The sequence below is a fragment of the Azospirillum humicireducens genome (assembly GCF_001639105.2).
GTDB classification, from domain to species: Bacteria; Pseudomonadota; Alphaproteobacteria; order Azospirillales; family Azospirillaceae; genus Azospirillum; species Azospirillum humicireducens.
In genome coordinates this window covers 2,258,326-2,274,765 of the sequence record NZ_CP015285.1, presented here as the reverse complement: position 1 = coordinate 2,274,765, position 16,440 = coordinate 2,258,326, and the positions used below count along the sequence as shown (strand labels likewise).

Genomic DNA, 16,440 nt, shown 5'->3' with positions numbered 1-16,440 from the left:
GGCGCGGCAGGCGGGTTGTAAACGGTTGCTACCTGCGGTTCGACCTTCGTCGAATGCGGATCACTTCGCCCTTGTGCATCAGCGCCAGCATCGGCAGGTCGCTGGGGTGGTTGCCATAACCCCAGGTGGCGGCGACCGGGCCGTTGCCGGCGATCCAGGCGGTCACACGCTCGGCCTTGTCCAGGCGTACGCAGTTGGCGGTGCTGAGGCTGCCGGTCAGCTTGCCGTCCGCCACTTCCATTCCCGTGGCCAACAGGTCGTCCACCTCCAGCCCGCGCAGAAGGGCCGGCATATAGAGGTCGAGCGCGCCGGTTGCGACCACCACCCGGCGTCCCTGCCGGCGATGCTCCTTCAGCACCTCCAGCATGGGCTGGTGCCAGCGGACGCGGGGCGCCATCCGCTCGGCCGCGGCCAGCGCGTCGGCCACCGGTAGACCGCGAAGGGTGCGCTTCAGATAGATCGCCTTCACCGATCCGGGGAAATCGCAGCCCGGCCCCCGGCCGCGGACATGGCGGTGCATCGCCGAACGGATGGCGTCGGCCAGCGCCAGGGCGGCGCGGTGCCGGCCGATCACCTCGCCGACGAACATCGGCAGGCTGTCGCCGTGGATCAGCGTGCCGTCGAAGTCGAAGAAGGCGACGCCGGACGGACCGCAGACCAACGGATCGGAGACCGGAGAAGCGGACGTCGGCAATTCGAGATGCTGCGCCGGCAGGAGCGCCGGCGGCGCGAGGCTGGTCCGGGGCGCAGGATCGGGGAGGGGGAAGGTCTGCATGCGCCGTTTATCCGGCCGCCGCGGTATGGCGGGCAAGGTCTTTTACGGCAACCCTGGGAACGGTTCCAGGTCTGCCGCGAGCCGCGGTGCCGTCAATGCAGCATCGTCGGGCCGCTGGGCGTTTCGAACAGCAGGCCGTCCTCCGCCCCATCTTCGCTCCCCGCATCGGCCTCGGCGGCATCCTCGGCGTCCTCAAGCTGTGCGATCAGGTCGCCGGATGCCTCTTCGAGACCGGCCTTGACGGCGATCAGCAGATTTATGATCTCGCCATTGTCCTGCTCCAGGCTGCGGACCCGCTCCTCCAACCGGTCGATGCGGCGCAGCAGCAAGTCGGACAGCCGGTCCAGCCGTTCGAGAACGGGATCCGGGCCAACAGGAGCCGGGCCAACTGAGTTAGGGCTGGAGCCCTGGATTGTGATCGGTTCGGCCCCGGACATGATCGGCGGGCTTTCGTGCCGGGTGTCGGGGCGGTCGTCGTGGCGGTCATCCATGGTGCGGCCGGTTCCGGTCAGTGAGGTTTGCTCCTCGCCTAACCTTGGGCCATCGACCTGCAAGGTCCAGACCGGCACCCGATGCACCCCGCAAGCGATGGCCGCTTGACCCGCCCGTTGCGCGTGTGGCGATTCCGGATGGGGGTAAAGTCAGCAGCCACCTCTTGTGCGCAACGCCGCGGAGTCCGCTATCTAGTTAAGACTCAGATTTATCGGCGCGGCGCTTGCGCGGGACGCCGTACAGTTCAAGCCGATGGCCGATCAGGTCATAGCCCAGTTCGCTGGCAATGCTTTCCTTCAGCCGTTCCATTTCATCATTGGTGAATTCGATGACTTCACCGGAATCGACATCGATCAGATGATGGTGGTGATCGGTTCTCGCTTCTTCGTAGCGAGCGCGGCCATCGCCGAAATCGAGGCGGTCGATCACATGCGCTTCCTCGAACAACCGCATCGTCCGGTAGACGGTGGCGATGGAAATGCGCGGGTCGATGGCCGATGCACGGCGGTGCACCTCCTCCACATCGGGATGGTCCGTCGCCTCCGACAGCACGCGCGAAATCACGCGGCGCTGGTCGGTCATCTTCAATCCCTTCTTCACGCACAATTCTTCGAGGCGCGAGGGCATGGACATCCCCTGTAATCCTGTTCTGTGTGGCGGGCGGCGGATCGCCCCTCCGTGTCTCCCTGATGCCCGGAATGCCGACAGGGAAGGCAGGCCGGACGGACAAGTCCGGTCGGCCGAACGCGGCACCCCGAATACCCGACCATCATACTGTGTTTCGGAGCCATTCTCAAATGCCCAGGTCACAGCCGGACGGCCGAACGTCCAAAAGCCTCTTCTTTCATGGCTATAGGACTTTCGTATAGGGCCGTGTCGGGATGGATGGGCGGATTGGAAACCAATTGCTCATAATCCGCTGCTAGGTTTTCCCGAAAGAGCGCCGCGCATTCCGCGACCGGTGCCGACCGGACAGGAGTAAGCCGGATAGGGAGGGGGGAGATGCCGTGACGCCATTCGATCCGCCGCTTCCCGTACCGGCCGCGCCGGAGGCGCACATGGATGAACCCGCCTTCACCGCCGCCGGGCTGGCGGTTCCGGTGACGCCGCTGGCACCCGCACAGGATTGTGCGGCGGCAACGGCCCGCTTCAACCGCCAACCGGATTTGCCCGCCATTCCGGTTGTCGATGGCGAGGGCTGTGTCGTCGGCCTGCTGGAGCGCAGCCGGCTTCCGGCGGCTGGCGGCAACGATGACGCGGACGTCCCGGTGTCGGCCCTTATGGACCCGGCTCCGCTGCTGGTCGAGGGGACGACTCCGCTGGCGGAGATCGGGCGGCGTCTGGCCCGGCTGAAGCCGGCGGCGCTGGTGACCGGCTTTCTCGTGGTGGACCAGGGCCGCTATCTCGGCGTCGGCACGGTGACCGGGCTGATGGCGCGTTCCGCCGAACAGACCGATCTGCGCGCCCGCCAGCTGGAGGAGGCGCGTCGGCAAGCCGAGCGGGCGATCCGGGCCAAGACGGCCTTCCTCGCCAACATGAGCCACGAGATCCGCACTCCGCTGACCGCGATGATGGGATTCGCCGAGCTGCTGGAGCAGGAGGTGGCGGGACCGCACGCGATTCCGCTCTATCGCGACTATGCCCGCGACATCGCCGAGAGCGGCCGGCACCTGATGGAACTGATCAACGACCTGCTCGACCTGTCCAAGGCCGATGCCGACCGGCTGGAACTGGTGGATGGGACGGTGGATGTGTTGCGGGTGGCGATCGGCACCGCGCGGCTGCTGGCCGAACGGGCGTCGCGCCATGGCGTGCGCATCGTCACCACCGTGCCCACCGACCTGCCGCCCTTGCGCGCGGACGAACGCAAGCTGCGCCAGATGCTGCTGAACCTGCTGTCGAACGCGGTGAAGTTCACGCCGGTCGATGGTGTGGTGACGCTGGGCGCCCGCGTGGCGGCCGGCGGCGCGCTGTGGCTCTCGGTGCATGACACCGGCATCGGCATGACCGGGGAAGAGCTGGCGAAGGCGCTGGAGCCCTGGGGGCAGATCGACAGCGCACTGGCCCGCGCCCAGGTCGGCACCGGGCTGGGCCTTCCCCTGACCAAGCGCCTGATCGAACTGCATGGAGGACGACTGGATGTCGTCAGCCGTCGTGACGAGGGCACGGTCATGTCGCTGGTCTTCCCTGCCGACCGGGTGGGGCGGGGATAAGGAAAAGCCCCCTCCTCCGTGGAGGAGAGGGCCTGTTCATCGCATTGTCCTGCCGACGGCGATCCTTACGCCAGCCCCTTCTCCATCGCGCTCGCCAGACGGCGGGCGAAGGCGGCGGGGTCGGGCAGGGGCTCGCCCTCGACGATGCGGGCCTGGTCCAGCAGCAGCCACGCCGCATCCTCCAGCGCGTCGGTCGCACCGCTGCCCTTGGCCCGCTCGGCCAGCCGCTTGATCAGGGCATGCGAGGGGTTGATCTCCAGGATGCGTTTGCCGGCCTCGCCGTTCAGCTGCTTGTGCTGCTTCAGCAGCCGCTCCAGATGCATGTCCATGTCGTTGTCGTCGGCGACCAGACAGACGGCGCTGTCGGTCAGGCGTTCGGACTTGCGGACATCCTTCACCGCATCGGACAGGGTCAGCTTCAGCAGGGCCAGCAGGTCGGTCAGCTCGCCTTCCGGTGTCTTCTCCTCCTCCGGCTTTTCGGTCTCCCCGCCCTTGATCTTGCCGAGATCGGCGCCGCCGCGGGTCACGGACTTGAAGGGCTTGCCGTCATAGACGCCGACCGACGGCATCCAGAACTCGTCCACCGGATCGGTCAGCAGCAGAACCTCGACGCCCTTGGCCTTGAAGCCTTCCAGCTGCGGGCTGCGCAGCAGGGTGTCGATGTCGTCGCCGCTGATGGTGTAGATGGCGTCCTGGCCTTCCTTCATGCGGGCGACATACTGCTCCAGCGACACCAGTTCCTCGCCGGCGGTGGTGCGGAAGCGCAGCAGCTTCAGCAACTCGTCCCGGTGCTCGTAATCCTCATAGAGGCCTTCCTTCAGCACCGCGCCGAAGTTTTCCCAGAAGCTGTCATATTCGGCCGCGTTCTCCGTGTCCTTGGCCTTCTTCGACAGCTCCGACAGGACGCGCCGGGTGATGCCGGCCTTGATCTTGGCCAGCATCGGGTTGTGCTGCAGCATCTCGCGGCTGATGTTCAGCGGCAGATCCTCGCTGTCGACCACGCCGCGCAGGAAGCGCAGATAGGGCGGGATCAGACCTTCCGCCGCGTCGGTGATGAAGACGCGCTTGACGTACAGCTTCACCCGGTGGGCGCGCTTGGGGTCGAACAGGTCGAACGGCTTGGTCGAGGGCACATAGAGCAGGTTGGTGTATTCCAGCGCCCCTTCGGCCCGCCAGTGCAGGGTCAGCCACGGATCGTCGAAGGCGTGCCCGACATGGTGGTAGAATTCCTTGTACTGGTCGGCGGTGATCTCCGACTTCGACCGGGTCCACAGGGCCGACGCGCTGTTCAGCGCCTTGGCGTCGTCACCCTCGCCGAACAGGATCGGGATGGCGATGTGGTCGGAATATTTGCGGACGATGCCGCCCAGCCGGGCCTCGTCGAGATATTCGTCGTCGCCCTGGCGCAGGTGCAGCACTATCTTCGTGCCGCGCGACAGGCCGTCGGCCTCGGCGATGGTGAACTCGCCCTTGCCGTCGGATTCCCAACGCCAGCCATGGGGTTCGCCGGCCTTGCGGGTCAGGACCGTCACCTTGTCGGCGGCCATGAAGGCGGAATAGAAGCCGACGCCGAACTGGCCGATCAGGTTGACGTCCTTCTTGCCGTCAGCCTTTTCCGCGCCTTCCAGCGACTTCATGAAGGCGGCGGTGCCGGAGCGGGCGATGGTGCCGAGATTCTCGACCAGATCCTCGCGGTTCATGCCGATGCCGTTGTCGGCGACGGTCAGGGTCCGCAAGTCCTTGTCGACCAGCAGGCGGACCTTGAGGTTCGGATCGTCGGCCGAGAGTTCCGGCTGGGTCAGGGCCGCGTAGCGCAGGCGGTCGCAGGCGTCCGACGCGTTGGAGACCAATTCGCGCAGGAAGACTTCCTTCTCGCTGTAGAGCGAGTGGGCGACGATGTCGAGCAGACGGCTGACCTCGGCTTGAAAACTGAGCCGTTCCTCGGTCATGGGGGCACCTTCGTTGGTTTTGCACGGGTGTTGGCGTCAAGACGGCGGAGATATGTGAAAGCGTCCCGGCCGTTCAAGAGGCTTGTGCCGTGCAACCGCGGGAGGTGTGCGGCGGGGTGTCGCGGCGGGGGAGGCGACGATGTCCCCTCCCCCGGACTTTTCCCTTACTTCTTCTTCGGAGCCGGTGCCGGAGCCGGCTCGCTGCCGCCGGCCAGCAAGGCGGTCATGTCTGCACCGTTCAGCAGCAGCTGGCCGGCCTCCGTGACGTCGATCTTGTAGGTGCGGATCTCGGCGCCGCTGTCGTCCTTCCCGGCCTGGCCCAGGGCCTGGACCATCGCCAGACCGGCGAGCAGATCCTGCGTCTCCTTGTCGGGCTTGGTCCCAGGCGCCGGCTGCATCGCCTTCACCGCGGCGTCGATGCCGCGCAGCAGGACGGTGGCGCCGCCGGTGACGCCGAAGGCGGCCGGGGTGGCGACCTTCAGGGCGCCGGTGGCGGTGCCGGCGGTGGCGGGGGTGTCGAGGTTCAGCGCGTCGATGCGCAGCTCGGTCCCGGCCTCGCCCATCGCGGCCATCGTCTGCAGCATGATGACCTCTGGCGACGGCGGCGGCGGCGGGGCCTTGGCGCCCTTCTTCGGCGGCGGGGCCTCTTGCGCCTCGATGGTCTTGGCGTACTCGGTGAAGGCCTTCCACAGGGCGCTGTTCGGCAGCTTGGCGGCCGACAGCTTGATCTCGAAGGCGCGCGGGGTGAAGGCTGCGGGGGCCGGCGACGGCGTCATGGCGAAGTCGCGGGCTTCGATGCCCATGCTGACGGTCGATTGCGGCTGGTCGAGATCGGTCAGGCCGCTGTGGAAGGCGAACTGGCCCAGCGTCACGCTGGTCCCATCCTCCGGTTTGACGAAGGACAGGTTGGACAGGCGAATCGCGGCGGTGACGCTGCCGAAGATGCCCTGCAGATTCGACAACAGCTCGGTCTTGTTCGGGGCCACGCCCATGGCGGCGGTCTGTTTCGACAGCTTCTGCAGGGCGCTGACCTTGGTCAGGTCGACACGGACGTAGGCGGCTTCGGCGGTGGCGCTGCCGAGCTTCATCAACTCCTTGTTCTTGTCGTCGAGTAGCGACAGGCCGCTGAAGGCGAAGGCGGACGGGCCGCTCCACAGGCTGGCGCCGCCGGTGCTGGCCTCCGGCTTCAGGTCCTGGACCATGGTCATGGAGGCGACGGAGAGCTTGCCCTTGCCATCGGCCGCGCTGACCGCGATGTCGTTGTAGGCGGCATCGACCGTCAGCAGCGTCTCCAGCGTGCCAGACCAGGTGCTGGTGAAGGATTGCTTACCGATGGAGATGATCGCAACGTCGACATACTCGTCGTTCTCGTCCAGGTCCTGCACCTTGATCGCGCTGGGCAGCGTGACCGCCAAACCGAACTGGCTGTCATCCTTCGGCGTCACCGACAAGAGGATGGTTCCAACGTCGATCAGCCCGCCTTCGGCGCCCTCCACCGACAGGCGGGGCAGGGCGACGTCGTAATGGTCGCCGGCCGGCTTGACGGTCGGCTCGCCCTGCCATTCGAAGCCGACACCCTCGACAGTCTCGGAGGACGGCGGGTACCAGCGGGGCAGCTCCTTCTTCAGCAACTCGGCGAGTGCCTTGGCACCGGCCTCGTCGACCGCGGGTGCGGCGTGGGCGGCCTGGGAGAGTGGCCAGCCGGCCACCAGCGCCAGCATGCCGCCGGCGATCAGGGCAGGCCGCAGGGAACGGAGCGGCAGGGCCGGGACGGACGAAAGACGGCGCAGGCGCATCGAGGAACAACTCCCAATATACGATTTTGGGAGCACGTTAAACCTGATACGCAAGGCCGGTCCATGCCTCTGATGCGTCTGTTCCTAAGACGGCGTTAAAAATCCAGGTCGGCGTAGTGCCGGGGCGGCGGACAACCGGTGATGTTGTCGGCCAGAAGGGCGCGGAAGCTGGGGCGCGATTTGATCCGGGCGTACCAGTCCTTGGCTTCCGGACTGCGGTCCCATGGTACATTGTCGATATAGTCCAGGCAGGACAGCTGGGCCGCGGCGGCGATGTCGGCCAGCGTGAACACCGACCCCGCCAGCCAGGGCCGCCGTTCCGACAGGAAGGCGATGTAGTCGAGATGGTAGGTGATGTTGGCCAGCCCGGCGCGAATCGCCGGCGCGAAGGGGTGGCCCTGGCCGGACAGCCGCTTTATCAGCTTCTCGCCCACCAGATTTTCGCCCACCTCGCGCTCGAACTTGTGCAGGAACCAGTCGGCGATCCGCCGCACCTCCGCCCGCGCCGCGACCTCCCGCGGCAGCAGGGGCGTGTCGGGATAGGCCTCCTCCAGATATTCGATCACGGCGAGGCCGCCGGCGACGACGGTCCCATCCTCCTCCACCAGCACCGGCACCTCGCCGGCGGGGTTCATCTTCAGGAAATCGGTGCGCCTTTCCCATGGCTTCTCGACCACGGGCTCGAAGGGAAGGCCCTTCTCGGCGAGCATCACGCGCGCGACGCGCGACAGGGGGTGGATCGGGTGATGGTACAGGGTTCGCATGGCGGCGGGACTTTACCGTAACGCGGCACGCGAAAACAGCCCGCGCATCGGCGTCTGCGCGTCTCGTTGGGGGAGGGTCGACGGGGATTCCGGCAAGAGAAGCGGCAATGAAAGGTGGTGGAAAAATGGGGGCTCACCTTGCCGGCGACAGGCGGTAGAGCACCAGCGCATCCCCGTCGTCGGAGGGTGCCGTCACCGGCGTCCAGCCGTTGCGTTCGTAGAAGGCGCGGGCGGCGGCGTTGCGGGCGGCGCAAGCCAGCTCGGCCGGGCGATGGCCTGCGCGCAGCAGGCCTAGAGCCTCGCGCAGCAGGGCGGAACCGATGCCGCGCTTGCACCATCCGGGGTCGATGAACAGGTTGTGGATGATGCAGGCCTGCGGATCGAGGGAGACGAAGCCGACCACCGTCCCGTCCGCTTCGGCGACAAGCACCGCATCCTCGCGCACGCAATCGTAATAATCGTCCAGTCTGAAGCGGTCGGCGGGCTGCCAGGAAAAGGCCTGGCGGCGGCCATGCAGGAATATCTCGGCGCAGCGCGGCGCGTCGGCGCTGCGGATGGAACGGATCGCGACGCCCCTTCCTTCGCCGGCCGGCATGCCTCCTCCCTTCTGTCCGTAGCGGTCGATCGTCTGGATCAACCGGATGGGGAACAGAATATTCCGTCGGCGGGTCGTCCGGGAACGCTCCTTTCGTCTCGTGCCGAGAGCGGAGTCTCAGCGTACCGTCTTCTCTCCAGCCGGTTTGTTCCTGGCGGCTTTGTCGTCGCTGCCGGTGCCGGTGCCGGCGCCGTTGTCGGGCAGGGGTGCGGGCGCGCGGTTTTCCTCGTTGGCGGCATTGCCCAGCAGGCCGGCCTCCCGGTAATAGCGCTCCGCCCCCGGATGCAGGGGGACCGAGACGTTGGCGACCGCGCGGGCGGGGTCGAAGTTGCGGCCCTGCGGATGCCCGTCGGCCAGGATGCGGCGGGTGTTCTCGTGCCACAGCGCCCGGACGATGCCATGGATCAGGTCCGGATCGCGGTCGGCGCGGGTCAGCAACTCCGCCCCCAGGCTCAGCGTCGGGGTGGTGGCGCTGCCGGGATAGGCGTTGGCGGGGATCTCGTCCTCGATATAGAAGCGCTGGGTCCGCAGCAGCCGGGCGGCCGGTTCGCCGTCCAGCGGCACCAGCCGGATCGGCACGCGCGCGGCCACGTCCGCGACCGCCGACACCGGATAGCCGCCCACCATGAAGAAGCCGTCCAGCTCACCCTTCGCCAGCCGGTCGGCCGCCATGCCCGGCTTGAGGTAGTGCGGCGTGATCGTCGTTTCCGACAGGCCATAGGCATCCAGGATCAGCCGGGCTTCCACCAGCGTGCCCGATCCCTCCTCGCCCAGCGAGATGCTGCGGCCCTTCAGGTCGGGCATGCGGTCGATGAAGCCGTCGGAGCGGACGACGATCTGGATCGCCTCCGCATAGAGCATGCCGAGCGAGCGCAGTTCCGCGAAGGGGCGCTTGCCGCTGAAGCTGCCGGTGCCGCTGTAGGCCCAGAAGGCGACGTCGGCCTGGGCGAAGCCGGCCTCCACCGTGCCGGCGCGCAGCAGCTCGATGTTGTCGACGGAACCGTTGCTGGCCTGCGCCACCACGATCAGGCCGGGTATGCCGCAGCTTCCGCCCTTGTCGCAGGGCCTCGATCCCGGCGGGTTGGAGATGGCGTTGGCGATCAGCCCGCCGATCGGGAAATAGGTGCCGGCGGTGGTGCCGGTGCCGATGCGGAAATAGCGCAGATCCTGCGCCGCCGCCGGCTGCGCTCCCCCCAATGCCAGACCGCCGGCGGAGGCAAGCAGCGGCGGCAGCGCCAGCCCGCCCAACAGACGGCCCAGCAGGCACCGTCGGGTCAAGAAGACCGCATCGGAATGCGTCTGAAGCCCCTTCGAGGGGAGCCCCGGCGGAGGGAGGCAGGCTTTGGCGGCTGCGCGGGACACCGGGTCGTTCCGTTCGTCTGGCCCGGTCGATCGGGCTGGGAAGGGGAGTGTCTTCAAAGATTCCCGCGCAACCCCCTCATTTCAAGGCGCAAGCGGTCAAATCACGCCGACGAGGTCGAGAACGCCCGCGACTGCCACCGCACCGCCACACATGCGCACTGCCCTGTCCGATTCGGCCTGCGTCACCGCGATCGACAGACCGAGCCCGCCGCAGGCGACCAGCATCAGCCCGGCGGCGAAGCCGGCCCAATAGAGCGGCGGACCCTGGTGGGCGTGGCCGTGGAACACCGCGGCCACCGCGGCGATCAGCACCGCCAGCACGGCCGGCGCCCGCACCCCCAGCGCCACCAGCGACCCGATCACGATCAGCGAAGCCGCCAGCCCCGGCCCGGCATAGGGCAGCCGCAGCCCCATCTGTGCGGCGAAGCCCGCCACCAGAGCCGCGGTCACGGCGGCGGCCGGCACCTGCCAGACCGCGGTGCCGCCGGCCTGCCCCGCCCATAGGCCGATGCCGAGGATGCCCAGCAGATGCTGCAGCACCCACACCGGCGTGGTCAGCCCGTTGCCGAAGGCCCCCGTCACCGTCGTCATGCGCCTGCATCCTCCGTCCATTCCGAATCACGGGGGCCGGTATGGCGGTTGAGAGAGGGCGTGGTCAAGCCGCCAAGGCGGAGGTTGCCGAGGGAATGCTGCCGGAGGGATGCTGCCGGGGGCGGCTAGCGCGCCAGCGGATCGCCCCATTGGCGCAGGTCGTTTTCGCGCCGCATCAGGTCGCGCTGGCCCAGCGGGTCGAGCCGCCCCATGGCGTCGTCTGTGCGCATGCGGTCCACCTCCGGCCGGATCAGGTCGCGCTTGAAGGCGTCGGTGGCGCTCTGCGACGAGGGCGGGGGCGGCACCGGGATCGGGCGCGGCGGCTGCGGCAAGGCCGCCGGATCGGGCGGGGGTGACGAACTGCCGCGGGGACGTTTGGGCGGCGGCCGGTCGGCGTCTCCCGAGTCGGTGTGCTTGGAGTTGGTGCGGGGTTGCGGTTCCTCGCTCTGCCGTGGCCGGACTGCGCCGCCGGAGTCGGCACGCGACTGTTCCGCCTGGATCCGGCTCCAGGTCCGACGTTCCCCGCCTCCCGGCACGAATGTCTGGTTGTAGACCGGCGGGAAGGCCTGGGCGCGGCCGGGGGCATCGTCGCGCAGTTCCGTCGGCGCGCAGGCGCCCGCTGCCAGCAGGAAAGCCAGCGGAGCGAAGCGGCGGATGAGAGACGGGAGATGCAGGGCCATGAACGGAATGTCGGTACTGCCGGACGTTTCGGCAAGATGACCCTAAAGGAGGGACTCCCCCTGCGGCCAAGCTGGCGCTAGTATGTTCTTTGTTTGTTCCGAACTGTTGGCTCTCGTATGAAGCCCCTCTTCCCACATCCGGACCTATCCCCCTCTCCCCCCGGGGGGGAGAGGGGATTCGGTCGTTGGGGAGGAAGGCGCCGCATCCTCGCCCTGTGGCTGCCTCGGCTGCCCACCGACGCGCGGGAGCGGACCATGCCGCCCGAATTGCGGGGACGTCCCTTCGCCCTGCTGCGGACGGAGCGCCAGCGCCGGATGGTGGTCGCGGTCAACCGGGTGGCGGCATCGGCCGGCATCGGCCCCGGCCATACCCTCAGCGACGCCCGTGCGTTGGAGCCGGGGCTGGAGGTGGCGGAGGCGACGCCGGAGGCCGATGCGGTCCTGCTCGGCCGCATCGCCGACTGGGCGCATCGCTACAGCCCCTGGACAGCGGCGGACGAGCCGGACGGGGTGGTGATCGACATCACCGGCTGCGCCCATCTGTTCGGGAATGAAGCGGCATTGGCCGCCGACCTGACCGGTCGACTGCGCGCCGCCGGCTTTGCCGCCCGCGCCGCCATCGCCGACACCCCGGCCGCCGCCTGGGGGCTGGTGCGGTTCGGCAGTCCGGAGGATCGGCGGCGGGAGCGGCTGGATGGGCTGCCGCTGGCCGCCCTGCGCCTGCCCGCCGAGACGGTCGAGGGGCTGCATGCGCTGGGATTGCGCCGGATCGGCGACCTGCATGCCATGCCGCGGGCCGGGCTGGCGGCGCGGTTCGGGGGCAGGTTGCTGCAACGCTACGATCAGGCATTCGGCCGGCTGGACGAGCCGATCTCTCCGCGCCGGCCGGTGCCTGAGCACCGCGAGCGCCTGACCTTCGCCGAGCCGATCTCCACGCCCGAGTCGATTGCCGGGGCGCTCCGCCATCTGCTGGGCCGGCTGTGCACTGGGCTGGAGGCGGCTGGGCAGGGGGTGCGCCGGCTGCGGTTGGACACCCACCGCACCGACCAGAGGGTGGATGACGAAGCGCAGAGCCTGACGCTCGGCACCAGCCGCCCTACCCGCGACCCGGCGGCGCTGGCGCGGCTGGCCGCCCCGCTGCTCGAGCGGATCGACCCTGGTCCGGGGCTGGAGACACTGGTGCTGTCGGCGACGGAGACGGGGCCGCTCATCGCCATCCAGACCGGCATCGACGGCGAGGGGATTGACGGAGGATTGGCGGAACTGGTCGATCGGCTGGCGTTGCGGCTGGGGGAACGGGCGGTGCTGCGGCTGGTGCCGCGGGAAAGCTGGCTGCCGGAACGCTGCGTCGCCGCGCTGCCGCCGGTGGAGGTCCTGCCGCTGCCGAAGCCCTGGCCGGCTGGCCGGCCGCGGCCTTTGCGCCTGCTGACCCCGCCCGAACCGATCGAGGCCACCGCCCCGCTGCCCGACGACCCGCCGCTGCAGTTCGTCTGGCGCGGCCTGCGCCACCGCGTGAGCCGGGCCGAGGGGCCGGAGCGGATCGAGTGCGAATGGTGGCGTCCGGAAGGATCGCTGGGGTTGGCCGTGCGCGATTATTACCGCGTGGAGGATGGCGCCGGCCGCCGCTTCTGGCTGTTCCGCGCCGGGCTGTACCGGCCGGGGGAATGGCCGCGCTGGTTCCTGCACGGGTTCCTGGGCTGAGGTGCTTTTGCCCCCTCCCTAACCCTCCCCCTCTTCGAGGGAGAGGGGGCAGCCGCTGTACTTTTGCAAAGCTCCCGCCCCCTCCACCGCCGAGGGCGGGGGAGGGATGGGGAGGGGGCATCGGGCATGAGGGGGCACATGGGCCAGGGACTTACCCCAGCCCCTTCTGCCCCATCTCCAGGAACTTCTCGCGGCGCTTGGCGCGGAGCGTGACGCCGTCGAGGCCGTCCAGTTCGCCCAGCGACTCCTCGATGCAGTCGCCCAGCTTCTTGATGGTCTCGGCCGGGTCGCGGTGGGCGCCGCCGATGGGCTCGCTCACCACGCGGTCGATGACGCCCAGTTCCTTCAGGTCCTGGCTGATCAGGCGCAGCGCGATGGCCGCCTCGCCCGCCATGTCGGAGCTGCGCCACAGGATCGACGCGCAGCCTTCCGGCGAGATCACCGAATAGATGGCGTGTTCCAGCATCAGCACGCGGTCGGCGGTGGCGATGGCGATGGCGCCGCCCGATCCGCCTTCGCCGATGACCGAGGCGACCATCGGCACGTTCAGCCGCAGGCAGCGCTCGATGCTCTTGGCGATGGCCTCGGCCTGGCCGCGCTCCTCGGCCTGGACGCCGGGGAAGGCGCCGGCGGTGTCGACCAGCGAGACGACCGGCAGCTTGAAGCGGTCGGCCAGATCCATCAGGCGCTGGGCCTTGCGGTAGCCTTCCGGCTTCGCCATGCCGAAATTGTGGCGGACGCGCGATTCGGTGTCGTTGCCCTTTTCCTGGCCGATCACCACCACCGAGCGGCCGCGGAAGCGACCCAGCCCGCCGATGACCGCGCGGTCCTCGGCGAAATGGCGGTCGCCGGCCAGCGGCGTGAAGTCCTCGATCAGGCCGCGCACATAGTCCAGGCAGTGCGGCCGATTGGGGTGGCGGGCCACCTGAACCTTCTGCGCGGGCGTGAGCTTGGCGTAGGTCTGCCGCAGGAGCTTGTCGACCTTGGCCTGCAGCTTTGCAACCTCGTCGGCGATGTTGATGTCGCCGGCGTTGGTCAGGTGCCGCAACTCCTCGATCTTGCCTTCAAGCTCGGCGATCGGCTTTTCGAATTCCAGGAAGGTCTGCATGCCGGACACGGGTGGTTGGCGGGGCGCACGAAAAAACGCGCGCTTGGTTAGCACGCCCGGCGCGCCTGCGCCACAGCGGAAAGGTGCGGGACGGCCTGGGAAGGGTTCCGCGACGAACCCACAGGGTTTATCCTCATCCGCCGGGGAATTCCAACCCTAATCGTTCAGGAGCGACTCCAGTCCGATGACCTCCTTACAAGGACCATTTCTCCGGGCATGCCGGCGATTACCGCGCCTTCCGGCCGACATATCCGGATGGGCTGGCTGCCGCGCTGGCCGATGACGGTCAGGCTGGGGCGGGGGAGTAGAGTGGAGGCCCGGCCATGCCCCCTCCCGCCCGTATCGTGGCCCTACATCGGGTCCAGTTCCGAGTCCCAATAAAGAAAATCCCGCCAACTCTCGTGAAGGAAGTTTGGCGGGAAGGCGCGTCCGTTCTCCTGCAGCTCGTAGGCGGTGGGCTGGAAGGGCGGACTGAGAGGGATCATGCCGCAGACATGGGGAAGGCGGTCGCCCTTCGCCAGATTGCAGGCCGAACAGGAGGTGATGACGTTTTCCCACGTCGTCCGACCGCCGCGGGACCGCGGGATCACATGGTCGAAGGTCAGATCGTGTGTGGGGAAGGGGCGGCCGCAATATTGGCAGGTGAAGCGGTCGCGCAGGAAGACGTTGAAGCGGGTGAAGGCCGGGCGGCGCGTTGCCGGAATGAACTCTTTCAGAGAGATGACGCTGGGCAACCGGACTTCGAAACTTGGGGATCTGACGACCCGGTCATAGTGCGATACGATGTTGACCCGTTCCAGAAAGACCGCCTTGACCGCTTCCTGCCAGGACCATAGCGACAAGGGGAAGTAACTGAGCGGGCGGAAATCCGCGTTCAGCACCAGAGCCGGACAGTGATCGGGTGGTGGAGCCAATGGCCACTCCCTTGTCTGGAACCGTGTCTGGATCCCGGCACGCGACACCGAGGCGGCTTTGTGCGCGGGGGCGTATCTACTCCGCCCCGGCGGCCGGCCCAACTGCGGGATCGCCGATCCGGGACAACCAGATACATAGTGGATCGGCGGCCCGGACTCAACATCTTGACCCGGTAGGGCCGAATTTCTTCACCGTTGTGTAACCTTTTTCGCGCTGTGGGCATCGCCGGCAGGGGGGAGCGGTTATCCGGCACCACGCGCGGTGGCTGTGACATCGGGAAAAAAGACTCGCGCTTGCCTTGTGCGGTTACCCCTCGTTAACCATAACGGCGCCATGGTGGACCTCGTTGATCCAAGACGACCAGATCGAACACGATCCTGCCGGCCCGATCCGGCCGGAAGCGACCCCGAGGAAACTCCGCCATGACCGCAGTCATCATCGACCTCGCCCAGAAGCGCCGTGAACGCGAGGAGCGTGAACGCCAGATCCGCATCGACGCTTTCGACCGCGAGCTGCGCCGTCGTCTGGCGCTCTATCTGGAGGGCGAAGAGATCCCGGTCGAGCCGATCCGCGACAATCCCTACATCTGAGACCAACCGGATCGTCACATCCCGCGTCCCGTCCGGCGCGCGATCCGCTATAACGCGGGAATGAGCGATCTCGTCACCCGCTTCGCCCCCAGCCCCACCGGGCACCTGCATCTGGGCCATGCCCATTCCGCGCTGTTCGGCTGGACCACAGCCCGCAGCGCCGCCGGCCGTTTCCTGTTGCGGATCGAGGACATCGATCCCAACCGCTGCCGCCCGGACTACGAGCGCGACCTGATCGAGGATTTGTCCTGGCTCGGCCTCGACTGGGACGGTCCGGTCCGGCGCCAGTCCGACCATTTCGACGATTTCCGCGCGGCACTGGCCCGGCTCGAGTCGCTGGGCGTGCTCTATCCCTGTTTCTGCACCCGCAAGGACATCGCCGCGGAGATCGCGCGGGCCGGCGCCGCGCCGCACGGTCCGGACGGCCCGCTCTATCCCGGCACCTGCCGCCATCGCTCGCCCGAGGAGCAGGCTGAGCGGATCGCCCGTGGCGATCCCTGGGCACTGCGGCTGGACGTGGCCGCCGCCTGCCGGCAGACCGGGCCGCTGCGTTGGCACGACCGGGCGCAGGGCTGGCAGGAGGCGACTCCGGAACTGCTGGGCGACGTGGTGCTGGCCCGCAAGGACACGCCGACCAGCTATCACCTCAGCGTCACCGTCGACGACCATCTGCAGGGCGTGACGCTGGTCACGCGCGGCGAGGATCTGTTCTTCGCCACCCATCTGCACCGGCTGCTGCAGGCCCTGCTGGGCTACGATCCGCCCGATTACCACCATCACGGCCTGCTGCGGAACGCGGCGGGCGAGCGGCTGGCCAAGCGCGACCGCGCCCAGACCCTGCGCTCGCTCCGCGACGAAGGCCGCAGCCCGGCGGAGGTCCGGGCGCTGGCGGGGTTTGCGTGATAGGAC

16 protein-coding genes are annotated in these 16,440 nt (G+C 68.2%); 4 read left to right on the top strand and 12 right to left on the bottom strand.

The genetic code is table 11. From position 1 onward, the window contains the following. Positions 1 to 28: 28 nt before the first annotated feature. From A6A40_RS10605 to A6A40_RS10595, 3 genes are all read right to left on the bottom strand, one after another. Positions 29 to 775: an HAD family hydrolase gene (locus tag A6A40_RS10605; protein ID WP_082860780.1), complete on the bottom strand. Its 747-nt coding sequence runs from the start codon at positions 773 to 775 to the stop codon at positions 29 to 31. Positions 776 to 867: 92 nt separating this feature from the next. Beyond that, on the bottom strand, positions 868 to 1,266 hold the full coding sequence (locus tag A6A40_RS10600) for a hypothetical protein (RefSeq protein WP_063635368.1): 399 nt from the start codon (positions 1,264 to 1,266) through the stop codon (positions 868 to 870). 196 nt (positions 1,267 to 1,462) lie between these two features. Then, positions 1,463 to 1,894, bottom strand: a complete 432-nt coding sequence (locus A6A40_RS10595; protein ID WP_063636226.1) for a Fur family transcriptional regulator — start codon at positions 1,892 to 1,894, stop codon at positions 1,463 to 1,465. Between the two features lie 431 nt (positions 1,895 to 2,325). Between A6A40_RS10595 and A6A40_RS10590 the strand changes: the two genes are divergently transcribed. Next, a complete protein-coding gene (locus tag A6A40_RS10590; protein WP_236783636.1) occupies positions 2,326 to 3,480 on the top strand; it encodes a sensor histidine kinase in 1,155 nt (384 codons plus the stop codon). A gap of 65 nt (positions 3,481 to 3,545) precedes the next feature. Here A6A40_RS10590 and htpG read toward each other — a convergent pair whose 3' ends face one another. From htpG to A6A40_RS10555, 7 genes are all read right to left on the bottom strand, one after another. Next, positions 3,546 to 5,429, bottom strand: coding sequence for a molecular chaperone HtpG (gene htpG / locus A6A40_RS10585; RefSeq protein ID WP_063635366.1), 1,884 nt, complete (start codon positions 5,427 to 5,429; stop codon positions 3,546 to 3,548). A 164-nt stretch (positions 5,430 to 5,593) separates the two neighbouring features. Beyond that, positions 5,594 to 7,225: a hypothetical protein gene (locus tag A6A40_RS10580; protein WP_063635365.1), complete on the bottom strand. Its 1,632-nt coding sequence runs from the start codon at positions 7,223 to 7,225 to the stop codon at positions 5,594 to 5,596. Between the two features lie 95 nt (positions 7,226 to 7,320). Next, the gene (locus tag A6A40_RS10575) at positions 7,321 to 7,989 is read right to left on the bottom strand and encodes a glutathione S-transferase family protein (protein WP_063635364.1); all 669 of its coding nucleotides are present in this window, start codon (positions 7,987 to 7,989) and stop codon (positions 7,321 to 7,323) included. 133 nt (positions 7,990 to 8,122) lie between these two features. Further along, complete coding sequence (locus tag A6A40_RS10570) at positions 8,123 to 8,584, bottom strand: GNAT family N-acetyltransferase (protein WP_063636225.1); 462 nt, start codon at positions 8,582 to 8,584, stop codon at positions 8,123 to 8,125. 117 nt (positions 8,585 to 8,701) lie between these two features. Further along, the gene (locus tag A6A40_RS10565; RefSeq protein ID WP_236783635.1) at positions 8,702 to 9,862 is read right to left on the bottom strand and encodes a TAXI family TRAP transporter solute-binding subunit; all 1,161 of its coding nucleotides are present in this window, start codon (positions 9,860 to 9,862) and stop codon (positions 8,702 to 8,704) included. Between the two features lie 180 nt (positions 9,863 to 10,042). Continuing rightward, positions 10,043 to 10,537, bottom strand: coding sequence for a HupE/UreJ family protein (locus A6A40_RS10560; RefSeq protein WP_063635362.1), 495 nt, complete (start codon positions 10,535 to 10,537; stop codon positions 10,043 to 10,045). 125 nt (positions 10,538 to 10,662) lie between these two features. Next, the gene (locus A6A40_RS10555) at positions 10,663 to 11,217 is read right to left on the bottom strand and encodes a hypothetical protein (protein ID WP_063635361.1); all 555 of its coding nucleotides are present in this window, start codon (positions 11,215 to 11,217) and stop codon (positions 10,663 to 10,665) included. A 255-nt stretch (positions 11,218 to 11,472) separates the two neighbouring features. Here A6A40_RS10555 and A6A40_RS10550 point away from each other — a divergent pair, with 255 nt between their 5' ends. Continuing rightward, a complete protein-coding gene (locus A6A40_RS10550; RefSeq protein ID WP_063635360.1) occupies positions 11,473 to 12,918 on the top strand; it encodes a Y-family DNA polymerase in 1,446 nt (481 codons plus the stop codon). Positions 12,919 to 13,069: 151 nt separating this feature from the next. On the opposite strand, the gene A6A40_RS10545 is transcribed toward A6A40_RS10550, so the two are convergent. Both A6A40_RS10545 and A6A40_RS10535 read right to left on the bottom strand, forming a co-directional pair. Beyond that, positions 13,070 to 14,026 (bottom strand): acetyl-CoA carboxylase carboxyltransferase subunit alpha, encoded by a 957-nt coding sequence (locus A6A40_RS10545; protein ID WP_063635359.1) that lies wholly within the window; start codon positions 14,024 to 14,026, stop codon positions 13,070 to 13,072. 350 nt (positions 14,027 to 14,376) lie between these two features. Further along, a complete protein-coding gene (locus A6A40_RS10535; RefSeq protein ID WP_044550074.1) occupies positions 14,377 to 14,940 on the bottom strand; it encodes an HNH endonuclease in 564 nt (187 codons plus the stop codon). A gap of 423 nt (positions 14,941 to 15,363) precedes the next feature. On the opposite strand from A6A40_RS10535, the gene A6A40_RS30975 reads away from it, so the two are divergent. Then, entirely contained in the window at positions 15,364 to 15,531 is a 168-nt protein-coding gene (locus A6A40_RS30975; protein ID WP_014248815.1) for a hypothetical protein, read from the top strand. A 60-nt stretch (positions 15,532 to 15,591) separates the two neighbouring features. Next, positions 15,592 to 16,434, top strand: a complete 843-nt coding sequence (gene gluQRS, locus A6A40_RS10530) for a tRNA glutamyl-Q(34) synthetase GluQRS (protein ID WP_063635358.1) — start codon at positions 15,592 to 15,594, stop codon at positions 16,432 to 16,434. Positions 16,435 to 16,440: the final 6 nt, after the last annotated feature.

What these genes read in the sequence shown, in the direction of transcription:
- A6A40_RS10605 (WP_082860780.1), bottom strand. Translation starts at nt 775, where the DNA reads ATGCAGACCTTCCCCCTCCCCGATCCTGCGCCCCGGACCAGCCTCGCG.
- A6A40_RS10600 (WP_063635368.1), bottom strand. Translation starts at nt 1,266, where the DNA reads ATGGATGACCGCCACGACGACCGCCCCGACACCCGGCACGAAAGCCCG.
- A6A40_RS10595 (WP_063636226.1), bottom strand. Translation starts at nt 1,894, where the DNA reads ATGCCCTCGCGCCTCGAAGAATTGTGCGTGAAGAAGGGATTGAAGATG.
- A6A40_RS10590 (WP_236783636.1), top strand. Translation starts at nt 2,326, where the DNA reads ATGGATGAACCCGCCTTCACCGCCGCCGGGCTGGCGGTTCCGGTGACG.
- htpG (WP_063635366.1), bottom strand. Translation starts at nt 5,429, where the DNA reads ATGACCGAGGAACGGCTCAGTTTTCAAGCCGAGGTCAGCCGTCTGCTC.
- A6A40_RS10580 (WP_063635365.1), bottom strand. Translation starts at nt 7,225, where the DNA reads ATGCGCCTGCGCCGTCTTTCGTCCGTCCCGGCCCTGCCGCTCCGTTCC.
- A6A40_RS10575 (WP_063635364.1), bottom strand. Translation starts at nt 7,989, where the DNA reads ATGCGAACCCTGTACCATCACCCGATCCACCCCCTGTCGCGCGTCGCG.
- A6A40_RS10570 (WP_063636225.1), bottom strand. Translation starts at nt 8,584, where the DNA reads ATGCCGGCCGGCGAAGGAAGGGGCGTCGCGATCCGTTCCATCCGCAGC.
- A6A40_RS10560 (WP_063635362.1), bottom strand. Translation starts at nt 10,537, where the DNA reads ATGACGACGGTGACGGGGGCCTTCGGCAACGGGCTGACCACGCCGGTG.
- A6A40_RS10555 (WP_063635361.1), bottom strand. Translation starts at nt 11,217, where the DNA reads ATGGCCCTGCATCTCCCGTCTCTCATCCGCCGCTTCGCTCCGCTGGCT.
- A6A40_RS10550 (WP_063635360.1), top strand. Translation starts at nt 11,473, where the DNA reads ATGCCGCCCGAATTGCGGGGACGTCCCTTCGCCCTGCTGCGGACGGAG.
- A6A40_RS10545 (WP_063635359.1), bottom strand. Translation starts at nt 14,026, where the DNA reads ATGCAGACCTTCCTGGAATTCGAAAAGCCGATCGCCGAGCTTGAAGGC.
- A6A40_RS30975 (WP_014248815.1), top strand. Translation starts at nt 15,364, where the DNA reads ATGACCGCAGTCATCATCGACCTCGCCCAGAAGCGCCGTGAACGCGAG.
- gluQRS (WP_063635358.1), top strand. Translation starts at nt 15,592, where the DNA reads ATGAGCGATCTCGTCACCCGCTTCGCCCCCAGCCCCACCGGGCACCTG.